At 66.8% G+C, this 14,236-nt stretch carries 12 protein-coding genes; 5 read left to right on the top strand and 7 right to left on the bottom strand.

Annotated features, from left to right (window positions below):
- Positions 1-66: 66 nt before the first annotated feature.
- The 4 genes from scpA to ACTDI4_RS06790 all read left to right on the top strand — a co-directional run bounded on the left by scpA (position 67) and on the right by ACTDI4_RS06790 (position 6,185).
- Entirely contained in the window at positions 67-2,205 is a 2,139-nt protein-coding gene (gene scpA / locus ACTDI4_RS06805) for a methylmalonyl-CoA mutase (protein ID WP_442840423.1), read from the top strand.
- A 230-nt stretch (positions 2,206-2,435) separates the two neighbouring features.
- A complete protein-coding gene (locus ACTDI4_RS06800) occupies positions 2,436-3,770 on the top strand; it encodes a glutamine synthetase family protein (RefSeq protein WP_442840422.1) in 1,335 nt (444 codons plus the stop codon).
- A 125-nt stretch (positions 3,771-3,895) separates the two neighbouring features.
- Positions 3,896-5,119, top strand: a complete 1,224-nt coding sequence (locus ACTDI4_RS06795; protein ID WP_442840421.1) for a carboxylate--amine ligase — start codon at positions 3,896-3,898, stop codon at positions 5,117-5,119.
- A 16-nt stretch (positions 5,120-5,135) separates the two neighbouring features.
- Positions 5,136-6,185, top strand: coding sequence for a polysaccharide deacetylase family protein (locus tag ACTDI4_RS06790; protein WP_442840420.1), 1,050 nt, complete (start codon positions 5,136-5,138; stop codon positions 6,183-6,185).
- 62 nt (positions 6,186-6,247) lie between these two features.
- Here ACTDI4_RS06790 and ACTDI4_RS06785 read toward each other — a convergent pair whose 3' ends face one another.
- The 7 genes from ACTDI4_RS06785 to ACTDI4_RS06755 all read right to left on the bottom strand — a co-directional run bounded on the left by ACTDI4_RS06785 (position 6,248) and on the right by ACTDI4_RS06755 (position 13,093).
- Positions 6,248-6,535, bottom strand: a complete 288-nt coding sequence (locus ACTDI4_RS06785) for a DUF1330 domain-containing protein (RefSeq protein WP_442840419.1) — start codon at positions 6,533-6,535, stop codon at positions 6,248-6,250.
- Positions 6,536-6,568: 33 nt separating this feature from the next.
- Positions 6,569-7,315: an orotidine-5'-phosphate decarboxylase gene (gene pyrF, locus ACTDI4_RS06780; RefSeq protein ID WP_442840418.1), complete on the bottom strand. Its 747-nt coding sequence runs from the start codon at positions 7,313-7,315 to the stop codon at positions 6,569-6,571.
- Positions 7,261-7,857, bottom strand: a complete 597-nt coding sequence (locus tag ACTDI4_RS06775; protein ID WP_442840417.1) for an NADPH-dependent FMN reductase — start codon at positions 7,855-7,857, stop codon at positions 7,261-7,263. Before ACTDI4_RS06775 ends, pyrF begins: the two co-directional genes overlap by 55 nt.
- Before the next feature lie 60 nt (positions 7,858-7,917).
- Positions 7,918-8,526: a phospholipid N-methyltransferase PmtA gene (gene pmtA, locus ACTDI4_RS06770; protein ID WP_442840416.1), complete on the bottom strand. Its 609-nt coding sequence runs from the start codon at positions 8,524-8,526 to the stop codon at positions 7,918-7,920.
- Positions 8,527-8,630: 104 nt separating this feature from the next.
- Complete coding sequence (gene dnaJ, locus ACTDI4_RS06765) at positions 8,631-9,764, bottom strand: molecular chaperone DnaJ (RefSeq protein ID WP_442840415.1); 1,134 nt, start codon at positions 9,762-9,764, stop codon at positions 8,631-8,633.
- Between the two features lie 214 nt (positions 9,765-9,978).
- Positions 9,979-11,895 carry a molecular chaperone DnaK gene (gene dnaK, locus ACTDI4_RS06760; RefSeq protein WP_442840414.1) on the bottom strand — a complete coding sequence of 639 codons (1,917 nt, stop codon included), beginning with the start codon at positions 11,893-11,895 and terminating at the stop codon, positions 9,979-9,981.
- A 211-nt stretch (positions 11,896-12,106) separates the two neighbouring features.
- The gene (locus ACTDI4_RS06755; protein WP_442840413.1) at positions 12,107-13,093 is read right to left on the bottom strand and encodes a Gfo/Idh/MocA family protein; all 987 of its coding nucleotides are present in this window, start codon (positions 13,091-13,093) and stop codon (positions 12,107-12,109) included.
- Positions 13,094-13,230: 137 nt separating this feature from the next.
- Here ACTDI4_RS06755 and ACTDI4_RS06750 point away from each other — a divergent pair, with 137 nt between their 5' ends.
- Positions 13,231-14,226, top strand: coding sequence for an aldo/keto reductase (locus tag ACTDI4_RS06750; protein WP_442840412.1), 996 nt, complete (start codon positions 13,231-13,233; stop codon positions 14,224-14,226).
- Positions 14,227-14,236 lie beyond the last annotated feature (10 nt).

Raw genomic sequence — 14,236 nt, 5'->3', positions numbered from 1 at the left:
TAAGGGGTGGGGGTATGGGACGGTGGCTGCAAACCCCATGCCCTGCCGATGCAATCGGAGCTTGTCATGACCAATTCCAACCTTGAAAAATGGCGGGCGGCCGCCGAGAAGGAAACCAAGGCCGATCCCGACGCGCTGGTGTGGGAAACGCCCGAAGGCATCGCGGTCAAGCCGCTCTACACGGCGGCCGACCTGGAAGGCGTGACCCATCTGGACAGCCTGCCGGGACAGAAGCCGTTCCTGCGCGGGCCGCGAGCGACGATGTACACGGGCCGGCCGTGGACGATCCGCCAATATGCCGGCTTCTCGACGGCGGAGGCTTCGAACGCCTTCTACCGCAAGGCGCTGGCCGCCGGGCAGCAGGGCGTGTCGGTGGCCTTCGACCTGGCCACCCATCGCGGCTATGACAGCGACCACCCGCGCGTCGAGGGCGACGTCGGCAAGGCCGGCGTGGCGATCGATTCGGTCGAGGACATGAAGATCCTGTTCGACGGCATCCCGCTCGACAAGGTTTCGGTGTCGATGACCATGAACGGCGCCGTGATCCCGATCCTGGCCTCCTTCATCGTCGCGGGCGAGGAGCAGGGCGTGCCGCGCGCGCACCTTTCCGGCACCATCCAGAACGACATCCTCAAGGAGTTCATGGTCCGCAACACCTACATCTACCCGCCCGAGCCCTCGATGCGCATCGTCGCCGACATCATCGAGTACACGGCGGGCGAGATGCCGAAGTTCAATTCCATCTCGATCTCCGGCTACCACATGCAGGAGGCAGGGGCGACGCTGGTGCAGGAACTGGCCTTCACGCTGGCCGACGGGCGCGAATATGTGCGCGCGGCGCTGAAGAAGGGGCTCGACGTCGACGCGTTCGCCGGGCGGCTGTCCTTCTTCTTCGCCATCGGCATGAACTTCTTCATGGAAGCCGCCAAGCTGCGCGCCGCGCGGCTTTTGTGGAGCCGCATCATGGAGGAATTCGAGCCGAAGAAGGCATCCTCGCTGATGCTGCGCACGCATTGCCAGACGTCGGGTGTCTCGCTGCAGGAGCAAGATCCCTACAACAACATCGTGCGCACGGCCTATGAGGCGCTGGCCGCCGCGCTGGGCGGCACCCAGAGCCTGCACACCAACTCGTTCGACGAGGCGATCGCGCTGCCGACCGAGTTCTCGGCCCGCATCGCGCGCAACACGCAGCTCATCCTCCAGCACGAGACCGGCGTGACCAAGGTGGTCGACCCGCTGGCCGGTTCCTACTATGTCGAGAGCCTGACCAACGAGCTGGCCGAGAAGGCCTGGGCGCTGATCGGGGAGGTCGAGGCCATGGGCGGCATGACGCAGGCGGTGGCCTCGGGCCTGCCCAAGCGGCTGATCGAACAGGCCGCCACGCGCCGCCAGGCGGCGGTCGACCAGGGCCACGACGTCATCGTCGGCGTCAACAGGTACCGGCTGGAGGAAGAGGACCAGATCGACATCCTCGACATCGACAACGCGGCCGTGCGCGAAGCGCAGATCGCGCGGCTGGAACGCATGAAGCGCCAGCGCGACCCGGGCAAGGTGGAGGAGACGCTGGCTGCATTGTCCGGGGTGGCCCGCACCGGACAGGGCAACATCCTCCAAGCGGCGGTGGAAGCCGCGCGGGCGCGCGCCACGCTGGGCGAGATTTCGGATGCGCTGCGCGTGGCCTTCGGCGACCATTCGGCCGTGCCGAAAGTGGTGCGCAAGGTCTACGGCCCCGCCCACGAAGGCGAACCGGAATACGAGAACCTGGTCGAGCGGCTGGAGGAATTCGCCAAGGCGCTCGGCGCCCGGCCGCGCGTGCTGGTGGCCAAGCTCGGCCAGGACGGCCACGACCGCGGGGCCAAGGTGATCGCCTCGGCTTTCGGCGACATGGGCTTCGACGTCATCGCCGGGCCGCTGTTCCAGACCCCGGAAGAGGCGGCCGATCTCGCGGTGGAATCGAAGGTTCACGTCGTGGGCATGTCGTCGCTGGCGGCGGGCCACAAGACGCTGGCGCCCCAGCTCGTCGAGGCGCTGAAGGCCAAAGGCGCCGGCGACGTCATCGTCGTGGTCGGCGGCGTGGTGCCGCGCCAGGACTACCAGTTCCTGCTCGATCACGGCGTAGCCGCCGTGTTCGGCCCCGGCACCAATGTGCTCGATGCGGCGCGCGCCGTGCTCGACCTGATGGAAGGCAAGCGGCGCAACATATAGCGCCGCCTGCCTCGCCGGCATCGGCATGATGTGGCGAGCTTGGCAAGCGCGCGCCCGCCCGATATGCTGTCAAAGGATCGTGCAACCCATTTTCAGGCAGCGGCCCCAAAATTAAGGCCATCTGGAACAAACATCTCCAAGCATATTTCCCGGCCGTTCCGGCCGCGCGGGATCGCGCGTTCCTTGTGCAATCAACAGGGAGGTAGGAATTGTCGGATGCCGTGTCGTACATGTTGGAATGGCTTGACGAGCGAAGGGACATCCAGAGCCTGAGGGCTGCTGTCTGCGACCTCAACGGCGTCATGCGCGGCAAGCGCATCCCGGTCGAGCAGGCGCGCAAGGCGCTGGAAGGCAAGCTGCGCATGCCGTTCTCGCTCATCGGGCTGGACATCTGGGGCGAGGATATCGTGGGCGACCCGCTGGTCTATTCCACCGGCGACGCCGACGGCCTGTGCGAGTGGACGGGGCGCGCCATCCTGCCCGTGAACTGGACCGCACACCCCACCGGGCTGCTGCCGCTTTGGCTGCGCGACGAGGGCGGCGCGCCGTATCTAGCCGATCCGCGCCGGGCGCTGGCAGCGGTGCTGGAGCGCTACCGCAAGCTGGGCCTCACCCCGGTGACGGCGACCGAACTGGAATTCTACCTCGTGGACCCGGAATCGCAGCGGCCGATCGGCCCGGTCTCGCCGGTGACGGGGCGGCGGCTGGATTCGGACGCGGCCCTTTCCATCGACGAACTCGACGATTTCGAGGCCTTCATCTACGACGTCTACGAAGCCTGCCGCAGCCAGAACATTCCCGTCGACACGGCGATTGCCGAGAACGGCATCGGACAGTTCGAGATCAACCTCAACCACGTGTCCGACGCGCTGCGCGCGGCCGACGACGCCGTCTTCTTCAAGCGCACGGTCAAGGGCATCGCCCGCAAGCACGGCTTCGTCGCCTCCTTCATGGCCAAGCCCTATGGCGAGCGCGCCGGCAACGGCCTGCACGTGCATTTCAGCCTGGTCGACGCCGAAGGCCGCAACGTCTTCGACGACGGCACCGACCAGGGCTCGGACATGATGCGGCACGCCGTCGGCGGGCTGCTTTCGGCAATGGCCGAAAGCACGCTGGTGTTTGCCCCGCACGCCAATTCCTATCGGCGGCTGCGGCCCAAGTCGCATGCGCCGACCACGGTAGGCTGGGGCTACGAAAACCGCATGGTCGCCATCCGCATCCCCGGCGGGCCATCGGCCGCGCGGCGCATCGAGCACCGCGTCTCCGGCGCCGACGCCAACCCCTATCTGGTGATGGCCGCGATCCTGGGGGCGGCTCTGATCGGCATCGAGCGCGAGCTTTCGCCGGGCGAGCCCTCGGCCATCGACGCCTATGAGCGCAAGCTGCCCAAGCTGCCGCCCGACTGGGCCTCCGCCACGGCGCTGTTCGAGAGCGGCACGCTGATGCACGACATATTGCCAGCACCGCTGCGCCAGTCGCTGATCGCCTGCAAGCGCCAGGAACTGGAGACCTTCGCCCTCCAGGTCAGCGATTTCGAGCTGGAGACCTATCTGGAAAGCGTCTGATGCTTGCGCGGGCCGACGGCCGAGCAGTTTGTTAACCGGACAACTGCTAGGCTTTCGCCGATCAATCCAATCGGCCGGCCATGCCGCACTTAAGCTTCGAGGAGTGCCGATTGCCGGAGCCGGCCATGCCCTCCGACATTCGGCACCAGACAGACCGCCCTGCAGCCGCCGCGCTGCCTGATGGCATTCCCGGCGTGGTCATCCTTGGCGGCGCGCACGGCACATTGGCGCTTGCGCGCAGCCTGGGCGCGCGCAAGGTGCCTGTCTGGCTGGTCTCCAACGACACGCCGCTGCCCGGCTGGTCGCGCCATGTCCGCGCAAGATTCGCCTGGCCCGGTCCTGGGGCCGCGGGGGCCGTGGACTTCCTCCGGGAGCTTGCCGACACGCGCGGACTGCGCGGCGCCCTGCTGGTGGCCGGCGGCGACGCCGAGGTGCGCATGGCAGCACAGGCGGCTGAGGTCCTGGCGCAGACCTATCGGATGACGCTGCCGCCGTGGGAGCGGCTGAAATGGGTGTGCGAGAAGCCGCTGCTCTACCGCCGCGCGGCCGAACTGGGCCTGCGCATTCCGCTCACCTACGAATTCGCCTCGCTGGAGCAGGCGGCAGCCGCCGACCTGACGTTTCCGGTGGTGCTGAAGCCGAATATGGGCGGCGGCGGCAGCCGCTTCTCGCAGGCCAAGGTGGTGCGCGCCGACGACCGCGCTGCCTTCCTTTCCGCCTATGCGGACGCAGCCGGCCAGATCGGCGCCGACAACGTGGTGGTGCAGCAGCTCATTCCCGGCGGCGGCGAATGCCAATTCTCCTACGCCGCGCTGTGGGACCAGGGCGAGCCGGTGGCCGAGTTCGCCGCGCGCCGCACGCGGCAATATCCGATCGATTTCGGCTACACCTCCACTTTCGTGGAGGTGGCGGAGGTACCCGAGGCGATGGAGGCGGCGCGGCTTCTGCTGCGCGCAATCGGCCATCACGGGCTGGTGGAGATCGAGTTCAAGCGCGACCCTCGCGACGGGCTACTGCGGGTGCTCGACGTCAACCCGCGGCCGTGGTCGTGGTTCGGGCTCGCCGCGGCGGCCGGCGTCGACCTGGGCGGCATGATCTGGGACGTAGCCAACGGTCGCCCCGCCCCACCCGCCACGGCCCAGGCGGGAACGGCGTGGATGTATCTGGTGCGCGACATGGTGGCGGCCGTCCGCCTCGGCTCCAAAGGCCGCCGCGCCACCGGCGGCTACACGCGCTCGCTGGGTTCGGTGCGGGCCTGGGCGGCCTTTGCCGGCGACGACCCGCTGCCCGGACTGATGGACGTGCCGCTGACCGCCTGGCGCGTTCTGACCCGGCGCATCCTGCGCTGACCGCGTTCGAGCCGGCATGTTCCTCAAAGCCAAGGCCAAAAGACTGCTCAAACATGCCGGCATCCGCGCCGGGCTGGAAACGGTGGCGCTGACGCGGGCCGATGCGCTGTGGCCTTCCGCCGGCGGGCGCGGCGTCATCTTCACGCTGCACCACGTACGGCCGGCCGAGACCAGAACACACGACCCGAACGCGCTGCTTTCGGTGACGCCGCAATTCCTGGACGAGGCGATCCGCGCCTGCGCGGAGGCAGGGCTGGTGCCGGTGGCGCTGGAGGACCTGCCGCGCCTGCTGGCCGACGCTTCGGACCGCCGCCGCTTCGTGGCCTTCACCCTGGACGACGGCTACCGCAACAATGCCGAGCATGCCGCGCCGGTGTTCCGCCGGCATGGGGTGCCCTACACGATCTTTATCACCAAGGGTTTTGTCGAGCGCAGCCGCTCGGCATGGTGGGAGACGGCGGAAGCCCTCACCACCAGGCTCGACATGGCGGAATTCGACTTCGGACAGGGTCTCGAGCAACTGGACATGCGCAGGCCGGCCCAGAAACGCGCCGCCTTCGACCGTTTCAGCGCTTTCGTGCAGACCGCCGGGGACGAGGACGAGACGATCGCGCGGCTCGACCGGCTGGCACGCGCGCATGGACTCGACCCGCTCGCCATCGTCGACCGGCTGGTGATGGATGCCGACGAGTTGCGCGCGCTGGCGCGCGATCCGCTGGCCCGCTTCGGGGCTCACACGCTCACCCATGTCAACCTGCGCCGGGCCGGCGCGAGCCGGCTGCGCGACGAGCTTGCCGGATCGGCCGAGGCGGTGGCGACCTATGTGGGCCGCGCGCCGCGCACCTTCGCCTATCCGTACGGCTATGCCGAGGCGGTCGGCGAGCGCGAGGTGCAGGCGGCGGCCGATGCGGGCTTTGCGATTGCAGTGACCACGCAGCCCGGCATGCTGGGCCCGTGGAACCTCGCCCGCCCCACCGCTTTCGGCCGCGTGTCGCTGAACGGGCTCTACCAGAAGAAGCGGCTGGTCAAGGCACTGATCTCAGGCATTCCGTTCAAATTGATGTAGCGGGCAATCGGCCAAGGCCTTACCCCCACCCCTAACCCGTCGCGGCGCGACGACGAAACGCTTCAATTTCCCTCGACCAGCACGATCTCGCCATCGGCCACCTTCTGGCGGATGGCGGCGGCGCGCTGGTATTCGGGCGAGTGGTAGCAGTCGTGCGCGGTGGCAAGCGAATCGAACTCGATGATGACGTTGCGGCCACGACCCGGCCCCTCGGCCGCCTCATGCGCACCGCCGCGCGCCAGGAACTTCGCTCCGAACCGGTCGAAGGCCAGCTTCGCGGCCGCGACATAGTCCTTGTAGCCTTCCGGGTCGCGCACGTCGACGCGGGCGATCCAATATCCCTTCGGCATTTCCTGTCCTTCCCCGTTGCAGCCGCCAGGCGGTCAGGCCGAGCGCATTTCCTCCAGAATAGCTTCGGCCGCGGCCCGCCTGTCAACCGCTGCGACGATCGGCCGGCCGACGACGAGATGGCTGGCGCCGTCGCGGATGGCGGCGGCCGGGCTCACCACGCGCTTCTGGTCGCCATGGGCCGCACCCGCGGGGCGGATGCCCGGCGTGACCAGTGCAAGGTCCGGCCCGACGATGGCGCGCACCGCAGCCGCCTCCTCGGCCGAGCAGACGATGCCGCCCATGCCCGCGTCCAGCGCCTGGCCGGCGCGGCGCAGCACCAGCGCGCGCGGATCGTCGTCGCGGTAGCCGGCGTCGGCGAGGTCCCGCCCGTCCATCGACGTCAGCACGGTGACGGCCAGCAGGATGAGATCGCTGCCGCGGGCGGCTTCCACGGCCGCCTTCATGGCCTTGGGATAGGCATGCAGGGTGAGCATGGCCATGCCCATCTTCGCGATGTTCTCGACGCCCCTGGCCACCGTGTTGTCGATGTCGAGCAGCTTCATGTCGAGGAACACCTTCTTGCCCCCAGCCGCCAGCTCTCGCGCGAAATCCAGGCCGCCGGCGAAGGCGAGCTGATAGCCGACCTTGTAGAAGGAGACGGCATCGCCCAGTTCGTCCACCACCTTGCCGGCCTCGGCCACCGTCGGCACGTCGAGCGCGACGATGAGGCGGTCGCGCATCGCCGTCACGGCTCCAACCGTCTCGACAGCAAGGATGCGGTTTCCATCAGCGTGCGGCATAGGTGCTCCATGGCTCGTTTCTGTCTCTCGTCGCGGAATTCGCCGTCCTCGGCAAAGGCGTCAGCGCCCGCCGGCACCGAACATTCTGGCGTGACGACTTCCATGCGGCAGCGCACCAGCACCGCGCGCAAGTGGTTTATGGCGCGGATGCCGGCGAACTGGCCGGCCGAGGACGAGCACAGCCCCACCGGCTTGCCCGTCATCGGCGCGAAGGCGTGACCGCCGTCCCGGCGCACGCGGCTTACCCAGTCGATCGCGTTTTTCAGCAGCGGCGGGATCGAGCCGTTATATTCGGGCGTGGCGATGAGGACGCCGTCATGGGCGCCGATCTGGCGGGCGAGCAGCAGCGCGTTCTGGGGAATGCCCGCCTCGCGCTCCAGATCCTCGTCCATGATGGGCAACGGATAGTCGGCCAGCGAGATGCGGGTGACCTCCGCGCCCAGCACGGCAAGCGCCTTCTGGGCGGCGTCCGCGGTGCGGCCGCTATAGGCGCCCATGCGGACGGAACCCGCGAAGACGAGAATTCTTGGCGTTACAGGCATCTGCGCTCCCTGTCGTTGCCGGCACCTATAGGCCAAGCGCCGGGCGAATCAACCGGAGCGTCAGTTGTGCCGGCCGCGCCGGTAGATCCAGAGCTGGGTGGGCGGGATGTTGCGCACCACGAAATGGAAGTGCTCGACCCTGTAGTCGCCGCGGCCGGGAGGGATGGGCGACAGCGGCCCGTAGGTAAGCTGCACGACCGGGCGGCCCGGCGGGATGCGGTCGAGCAGGGTTTCCAGATAGGCGATGCGGCGGGCGACCGGGAAATTGAGCAGCGGCACGCCGGAGATCACCGAATCGAACGTCAGGTCCCTGTTGTCGCCCAGCGCCGCCGAAAGATTGAAGGCGTCGCCCTCGATGACGTTGACGGCGGGATAGAGCCGGCGCAGGTGCCGCACGAATTCGGGGGAATATTCCACCGCATAGAGGTTTTCCGGCCGCACCCCGCGGGCCAGTATGGCGCGGGTGATGACCCCGGTGCCGGGGCCGATCTCCAGCACCGGCAGGCCCGAGCCCGTGTCGATGACGGAGGCCATCTCGCGCGCCGTGATGCTGCTGGTGGGGATGATGGAACCGACGGCCTTGGGCCTTCGCACCCAGCCCTGGAAGAACTTCAGCTCGTCGTCAAACCTCTGCGCGAGCGCCTTCTTCAGACCGGGACCACGTGCCATGCAAGTTCCTCCTGACCGTTCCCCCGGATGGGTACTTAGCAATTGCGTGGCTCACCGCAAGATGCAACTTGGCCCAACAGGCCGCCAATGCGGGAAAAATTTGCTCAGCGCTCGCCGAAGGATTCGAAGAAGTCCTTCATGCGGGAAAAGAAGCCGCTCGACTGCGGGGAATTTTCCTGGCTGGAGATCTTCTCGAACTCCTCCAGCAGTTCGCGCTGGCGCCGGGTGAGGTTTTGCGGCGTTTCCACCGCGACCTGGATGTAGAGGTCGCCGAGCTGAGGCTGGCGCAGCACCGGCATGCCCTTGCCCTTGAGGCGGAACTGGCGGCCGTTCTGAGTGCCTTCGGGCACCTTCACGCGCGTCTGCGTGCCGTCCAGCGTGGCCACCTCGAAGGAGCCGCCGAGCGCGGCGGTGGTCATGGAGATGGGCACCTTGCAATAGAGGTCGGCGCCATCGCGCTGGAAGAACTCGTGCGGCTTCACCGACAGGAAGATGTAGAGGTCGCCGGCCGGGCCGCCGCGCAGGCCGGCCTCGCCCTCGCCGGCAAGGCGGATACGGGTCCCGTCCTCGATTCCGGCCGGAATGTTGACCGACAGCGAGCGCTCCTCCGTCACCCGGCCCTGGCCCGCACATTTCGGGCAGGGGTCCTTGATGGTCTGGCCGCGGCCCTGGCACTGCGGACAGGTGCGCTCGACGGAGAAGAAACCCTGGCTCGCGCGCACCTTGCCGTGGCCGCCGCACATGGAGCAGGTGACCGGCTGCGTGCCGGGTTTGGCCCCGGTGCCGGTGCATTCGGTGCAGGAGACGGAAGCCGGAACGTGAATCTGCGCGGTCTTGCCGGCAAACGCCTCCTCCAGCGAAATCTCCATATTGTAGCGCAGGTCGGCGCCGCGTTCGCGCCCGCCGGAGGAGCGGCGGCGGCCGCCGCCCATCATCTCGCCGAAAATATCCTCGAAGATGTCGGCAAAGCCGCCGGCGGCGAAGCCGTGGGCGGCACCGTTCATGCCGCCGCCATTCTCGAAGGCGGCGTGGCCGAAGCGATCATAGGCGGCGCGTTTCTGTGGGTCCTTGAGGCACTCGTAGGCCTCGTTGATTTCCTTGAACTTGTGCTCGCAGGCATGGTCGCCGGGATTGCGATCGGGATGAAACTGCATCGCCAGCTTGCGGAACGCTGCCTTCAGTTCCTTCTCGTCTGCCCCCTTCGCCACACCGAGCGTTTCGTAGAAATCAGCTTTCATCTGGAGCCCATCTTGGTCCCGCACCCGATGGCCCCCGAAACGGCGGCATCATCTTCGCGCATTACCCGGCCGATCATTACCGCAGGCCGGTCTTCGATTTAGGTGTTTCCCGGTCCCGATGCCAGAGCCGGCAAGAGAACCGCTGCGATTTTACATCGCAAGTTGCAAAAAAGCCCGGCCGGAACCGGGCTCCTTTGCATGTCCGCCTTCGCGATCAGGCAGACTTCTTCTTGTCGTCGTCTTCGTCGATCTCCTCGAAGTCGGCATCGACCACGTCCGAATCCTTGGCGGCATCCGCCTTGGCGTCGGCCTCGGCCGCTTCCTTCTGGGAGGCTTCGTACATGGCCTGGCCGAGTTTCATCGACACCTCGGCCAAGGTCTGGGTCTTGGCCTCGATCTCGGCCACGTCGTCGCCCTCGGCGGCCGTCTTCAGCGCGGCGATGGCGTCCGAGATCGCGGTGCGATCTGCCTCGGAAACCTTGTCGCCATAGTCCTTGAGCGACTTCTCGGACGAATGCGCAAGCGACTCGGCCTGGTTGCGGGCCTCGACCAGCGCCCTGCGCTGCTTGTCGGCCTCGGCATTGGCTTCGGCATCCTTGACCATCTTCTCGATGTCGGCGTCGGAAAGACCGCCGGACGCCTGGATGCGGATCTGATGCTCCTTGCCGGTGCCCTTGTCCTTGGCCGAGACGTTGACGATGCCGTTGGCGTCGATGTCGAAGGTCACCTCGATCTGCGGCACGCCGCGCGGTGCCGGCGGGATGCCGACAAGGTCGAACTGGCCGAGCAGCTTGTTGTCGGCCGCCATCTCGCGCTCGCCCTGGAAGACCCGGATCGTCACCGCGGACTGCGAGTCCTCGGCGGTGGAGAAGGTCTGGCTCTTCTTGGTCGGGATCGTGGTGTTGCGCTCGATGAGGCGCGTGAACACGCCGCCCAGCGTCTCGATGCCCAGCGACAGCGGCGTCACGTCCAGCAGCAGAACGTCCTTGACGTCGCCCTGCAGCACGCCCGCCTGGATGGCCGCGCCCATGGCGACGACCTCATCGGGGTTGACGCCCTTGTGCGGCTCCTTGCCGAAAAACTGCTTCACCACTTCCTGGATCTTGGGCATGCGGGTCATGCCGCCGACCAGCACCACCTCGTCGATCTCGCCGGCCTTGAGGCCCGCATCCTTCAGAGCCGCCTTGCAGGGCTCGATGGTGCGCTGGACGAAATCCTCCACGAGGCTCTCGAACTTGGCGCGGGTGAGCTTCATGGTCAGGTGCTTCGGACCGGTCTGATCAGCCGTGATGAAAGGCAGGTTGATCTCGGTCTGCGAGGCCGAGGACAGTTCGATCTTGGCCTTCTCCGCGGCTTCCTTCAGACGCTGCAGGGCAAGCTTGTCGGCGCGCAGGTCGATGCCCTGCTCCTTCTTGAACTCGTCGGCCAGGTACTCGACCAGGCGCATGTCGAAATCCTCGCCGCCGAGGAAGGTGTCGCCGTTGGTCGACTTCACCTCGAACACGCCGTCGCCGATCTCCAGCACGGAAATGTCGAAGGTGCCGCCGCCAAGGTCATAGACGGCGATCGTCTTGCCTTCGCGCTTGTCGAGGCCGTAGGCGAGCGCGGCCGCGGTCGGCTCGTTGATGATGCGCAGCACCTCAAGGCCGGCAATCTTGCCGGCGTCCTTGGTGGCCTGGCGCTGGGCGTCGTTGAAATAGGCAGGAACGGTGATGACGGCCTTCTCGACCTTCTCGCCGAGATAGCTCTCGGCCGTCTCCTTCATCTTCTGCAGGATCATGGCCGAAATCTGGGAGGGCGACTGCTTCTTGCCGCCGGCTTCCACCCAGGCATCGCCATTGTCGCCCTTGACGATGTGATAGGGGACGAGCTTCTTGTCCTTCTCCGTCACCGGGTCGTCATAGCGGCGGCCGATCAGGCGCTTGACCGCAAAGATGGTGTTTTCGGGATTGGTGACGGCCTGCCGCTTCGCCGGCTGGCCGACGAGGCGCTCGCCATCCGAGGTGAAGGCCACGATGGAGGGCGTGGTGCGCGCGCCTTCCGCATTTTCGATGACCTTGGCGTCCTTGCCGTCCATGACGGCGACGCAGGAATTGGTCGTTCCGAGGTCGATGCCGATTACTTTAGCCATTGTTCCAGTCTCTCCTTCAAGCAGGCTTTCAAGGACCCTGTCAGGCGTTCCGGCGAAAGCCCCTGTTCTCCAAGAATTCCGCAAGAAACCGCGCCGTGGCGCGGTCTCCGTGGTGGTGCGGCGTATATAAGAACACCCTGTCGCGGGCGCAAGCATCTGCGCCCGGCATCCACCAATGTCGTAGATCGAAGCGCCGTCTTGCCGGCTACGGTCACACCGGCTCCCAGCCGTCCTTGCCGCCGGCACGGAAGATGGCGTCGATGACCTTCTGGTTGAGCACCGATTCTTCCAGCGAAAAGAGCCGCCCCTCCCCGCCCGCGGCCACGCGCGCGAACGCCTCCACCTGCAACCGGTACTGCTGCGCGCCGGGGAAGCGGAAAACCTGCGTTTCGGTGTGGTCCTGGTTGTGCAGTTCGATGCGGTGGTGGTCATAGAGGCCGGCGTTGAAGGGGGAGGCCACCTCGACGAAGCCCTTGTCGCCATGGAAGACCATGGACTGCCGCGCCGCCATCTGCGTGGACAGGTAGAAGGACAATTCGAAATAGCCGAAATCGGCCCGCACCGAGGAATAGATATCGGTTCCGAACGTCTTGTCGCGCTCGATGCTCGCCTGCACGCGAAGCGGCTCCCTTGCCGTCACGAAGCGGGTGGTGACGGTGGGATAGACGCCGATGTCGGGCAACGCGCCGCCGCCGAGATCGAGCCGGTTGCGCATGTTTGCCGGATCGACATTGTAGTAGGAGAAGGCGCCCTGCACATGGCGCAGCCGGCCGATGGCGCCGCCGGCGACCAGTTCCTTCACCTTGATCCATTGCGGGTGGTGGGTGACCATGAAGGCTTCCGCCACCACCACCTTGTGCCTGTCGCGCAGCGCGATCAGCGGCGCGATGTCGCCCGCGTTCAGCGCCAGCGGCTTTTCCACCAGCACGTGCTTGCCGGCTTCGATGGCCTTGGCCGTCCATTCGACATGCTGGGAGGTGGGCAGCGGGATATAGACGCCGTCCACCGTGTCGGAAGCCAGCAGGTCCTCGTAGGAGCCGAAGGCATGAGCCGCGCCGAATCGCTCGGCCAGGGCGCGCGCCATGCCAAGGTCGCGGCTGGCCACCGCAGCCAGCACGCCGTTCTCCGCCTCCACGATCGCCGGCAGCACCTGCTCGCGCGCGATCTTGGCGGTCGACAATACACCCCAGCGAAACATCGGCCTTGCTCCCTTCATTGTGACGCGGCAAGCTTTGCTCGAAAAGACGGACTGTGCCAAGGTCGCAGGCACGCGAAACAGTCTCCTCCGGGCTCCCCACGGAGCAGATTGCGCCATCCCCCTCGAAAGGAACCGACATGAAACTGCGTCAGCTTGGAACGGAACTCGCCGTTTTTCCCGTCGGACTGGGATGCATGGGCATGAGCCACGGCTATGGCGGCCAGGAGGAATCGGAGGCGATCAGGACGCTCCATCACGCCGTGGACATCGGCGTCACCTTCTTCGACACGGCCGAGGTCTATGGTCCCTTCGCCAACGAAATCCTGGTCGGCAAGGCGCTGCGCGAGGTGCGCGACCGGGTGAAGATCGCCACCAAATTCGGCTTCAACATCGAAGAGACGGCGAATGGACCCAGGCAGCGGCCCGGCCTGAACAGCAAGCCCGGGCATGCGCGCGCCGTCGCGGAGGCGTCGCTGAAGAGGCTCGGCACCGAGGTGATCGACCTGTTCTACCAACATCGGGTCGATCCGGACATTCCGATCGAGGAGACGGTCGGCGAGATGGCGGAACTGGTGCGGGAGGGCAAGGTGCGGGCGCTCGGCCTTTCCGAGGTCGGTGTCGCCACCCTGCGCAGGGCGCATGCGGTGCATCCGATCGCGGCGGTGCAAAGCGAATACTCGCTGTGGACCCGCGACCCCGAGGCCGGGATTCTCGCCACGTGCAGGGAACTTGGCATCGGCTTCGTGCCGTTCAGTCCGCTCGGGCGCGGCTTTCTCGCCGGCGCGGTCCGGTCGACTGACCAGTTCGGCGAGCGCGACTTCCGCCGGACCCTGCCGAGGTTCGAGGCCGAAAATATCGCCAGAAACCTCGCGGTCGTCGACCAACTGGAGAAGCTGGCGGCGGACAAGGGCTACAGCGCCGCGCAACTGGCGCTGGCCTGGGTGCTGCATCAGGGCGATTTCATCGTGCCCATCCCAGGCTCGCGAAAGATCGCCAACCTGGAGCAGAACGTCGCCGCGGCAGCGATTTCACTGACCCCGGCGGAACTCGCCGAGATCGGCGATCTGGTTTCGCCGGAAAAGATCGCGGGTCCGCGCTATGGCGAGGCCGCCATGGCGCAGACGAACCGGTAGGCGGACAGGC

The organism is Mesorhizobium sp. PUT5 (assembly GCF_052216645.1).
Classification (GTDB): domain Bacteria; phylum Pseudomonadota; class Alphaproteobacteria; order Rhizobiales; family Rhizobiaceae; genus Mesorhizobium.
Note: the sequence above shows the minus strand (reverse complement) of the source record. Positions and strands in the feature narration are given on the sequence as shown.

Bases quoted from the DNA above. Each gene is read 5' to 3' on its own strand.
- scpA (WP_442840423.1), top strand. From the start codon at position 67: ATGACCAATTCCAACCTTGAAAAATGGCGGGCGGCCGCCGAGAAGGAA.
- ACTDI4_RS06800 (WP_442840422.1), top strand. From the start codon at position 2,436: ATGTTGGAATGGCTTGACGAGCGAAGGGACATCCAGAGCCTGAGGGCT.
- ACTDI4_RS06795 (WP_442840421.1), top strand. From the start codon at position 3,896: ATGCCCTCCGACATTCGGCACCAGACAGACCGCCCTGCAGCCGCCGCG.
- ACTDI4_RS06790 (WP_442840420.1), top strand. From the start codon at position 5,136: ATGTTCCTCAAAGCCAAGGCCAAAAGACTGCTCAAACATGCCGGCATC.
- ACTDI4_RS06785 (WP_442840419.1), bottom strand. From the start codon at position 6,535: ATGCCGAAGGGATATTGGATCGCCCGCGTCGACGTGCGCGACCCGGAA.
- pyrF (WP_442840418.1), bottom strand. From the start codon at position 7,315: ATGCCGCACGCTGATGGAAACCGCATCCTTGCTGTCGAGACGGTTGGA.
- ACTDI4_RS06775 (WP_442840417.1), bottom strand. From the start codon at position 7,857: ATGCCTGTAACGCCAAGAATTCTCGTCTTCGCGGGTTCCGTCCGCATG.
- pmtA (WP_442840416.1), bottom strand. From the start codon at position 8,526: ATGGCACGTGGTCCCGGTCTGAAGAAGGCGCTCGCGCAGAGGTTTGAC.
- dnaJ (WP_442840415.1), bottom strand. From the start codon at position 9,764: ATGAAAGCTGATTTCTACGAAACGCTCGGTGTGGCGAAGGGGGCAGAC.
- dnaK (WP_442840414.1), bottom strand. From the start codon at position 11,895: ATGGCTAAAGTAATCGGCATCGACCTCGGAACGACCAATTCCTGCGTC.
- ACTDI4_RS06755 (WP_442840413.1), bottom strand. From the start codon at position 13,093: ATGTTTCGCTGGGGTGTATTGTCGACCGCCAAGATCGCGCGCGAGCAG.
- ACTDI4_RS06750 (WP_442840412.1), top strand. From the start codon at position 13,231: ATGAAACTGCGTCAGCTTGGAACGGAACTCGCCGTTTTTCCCGTCGGA.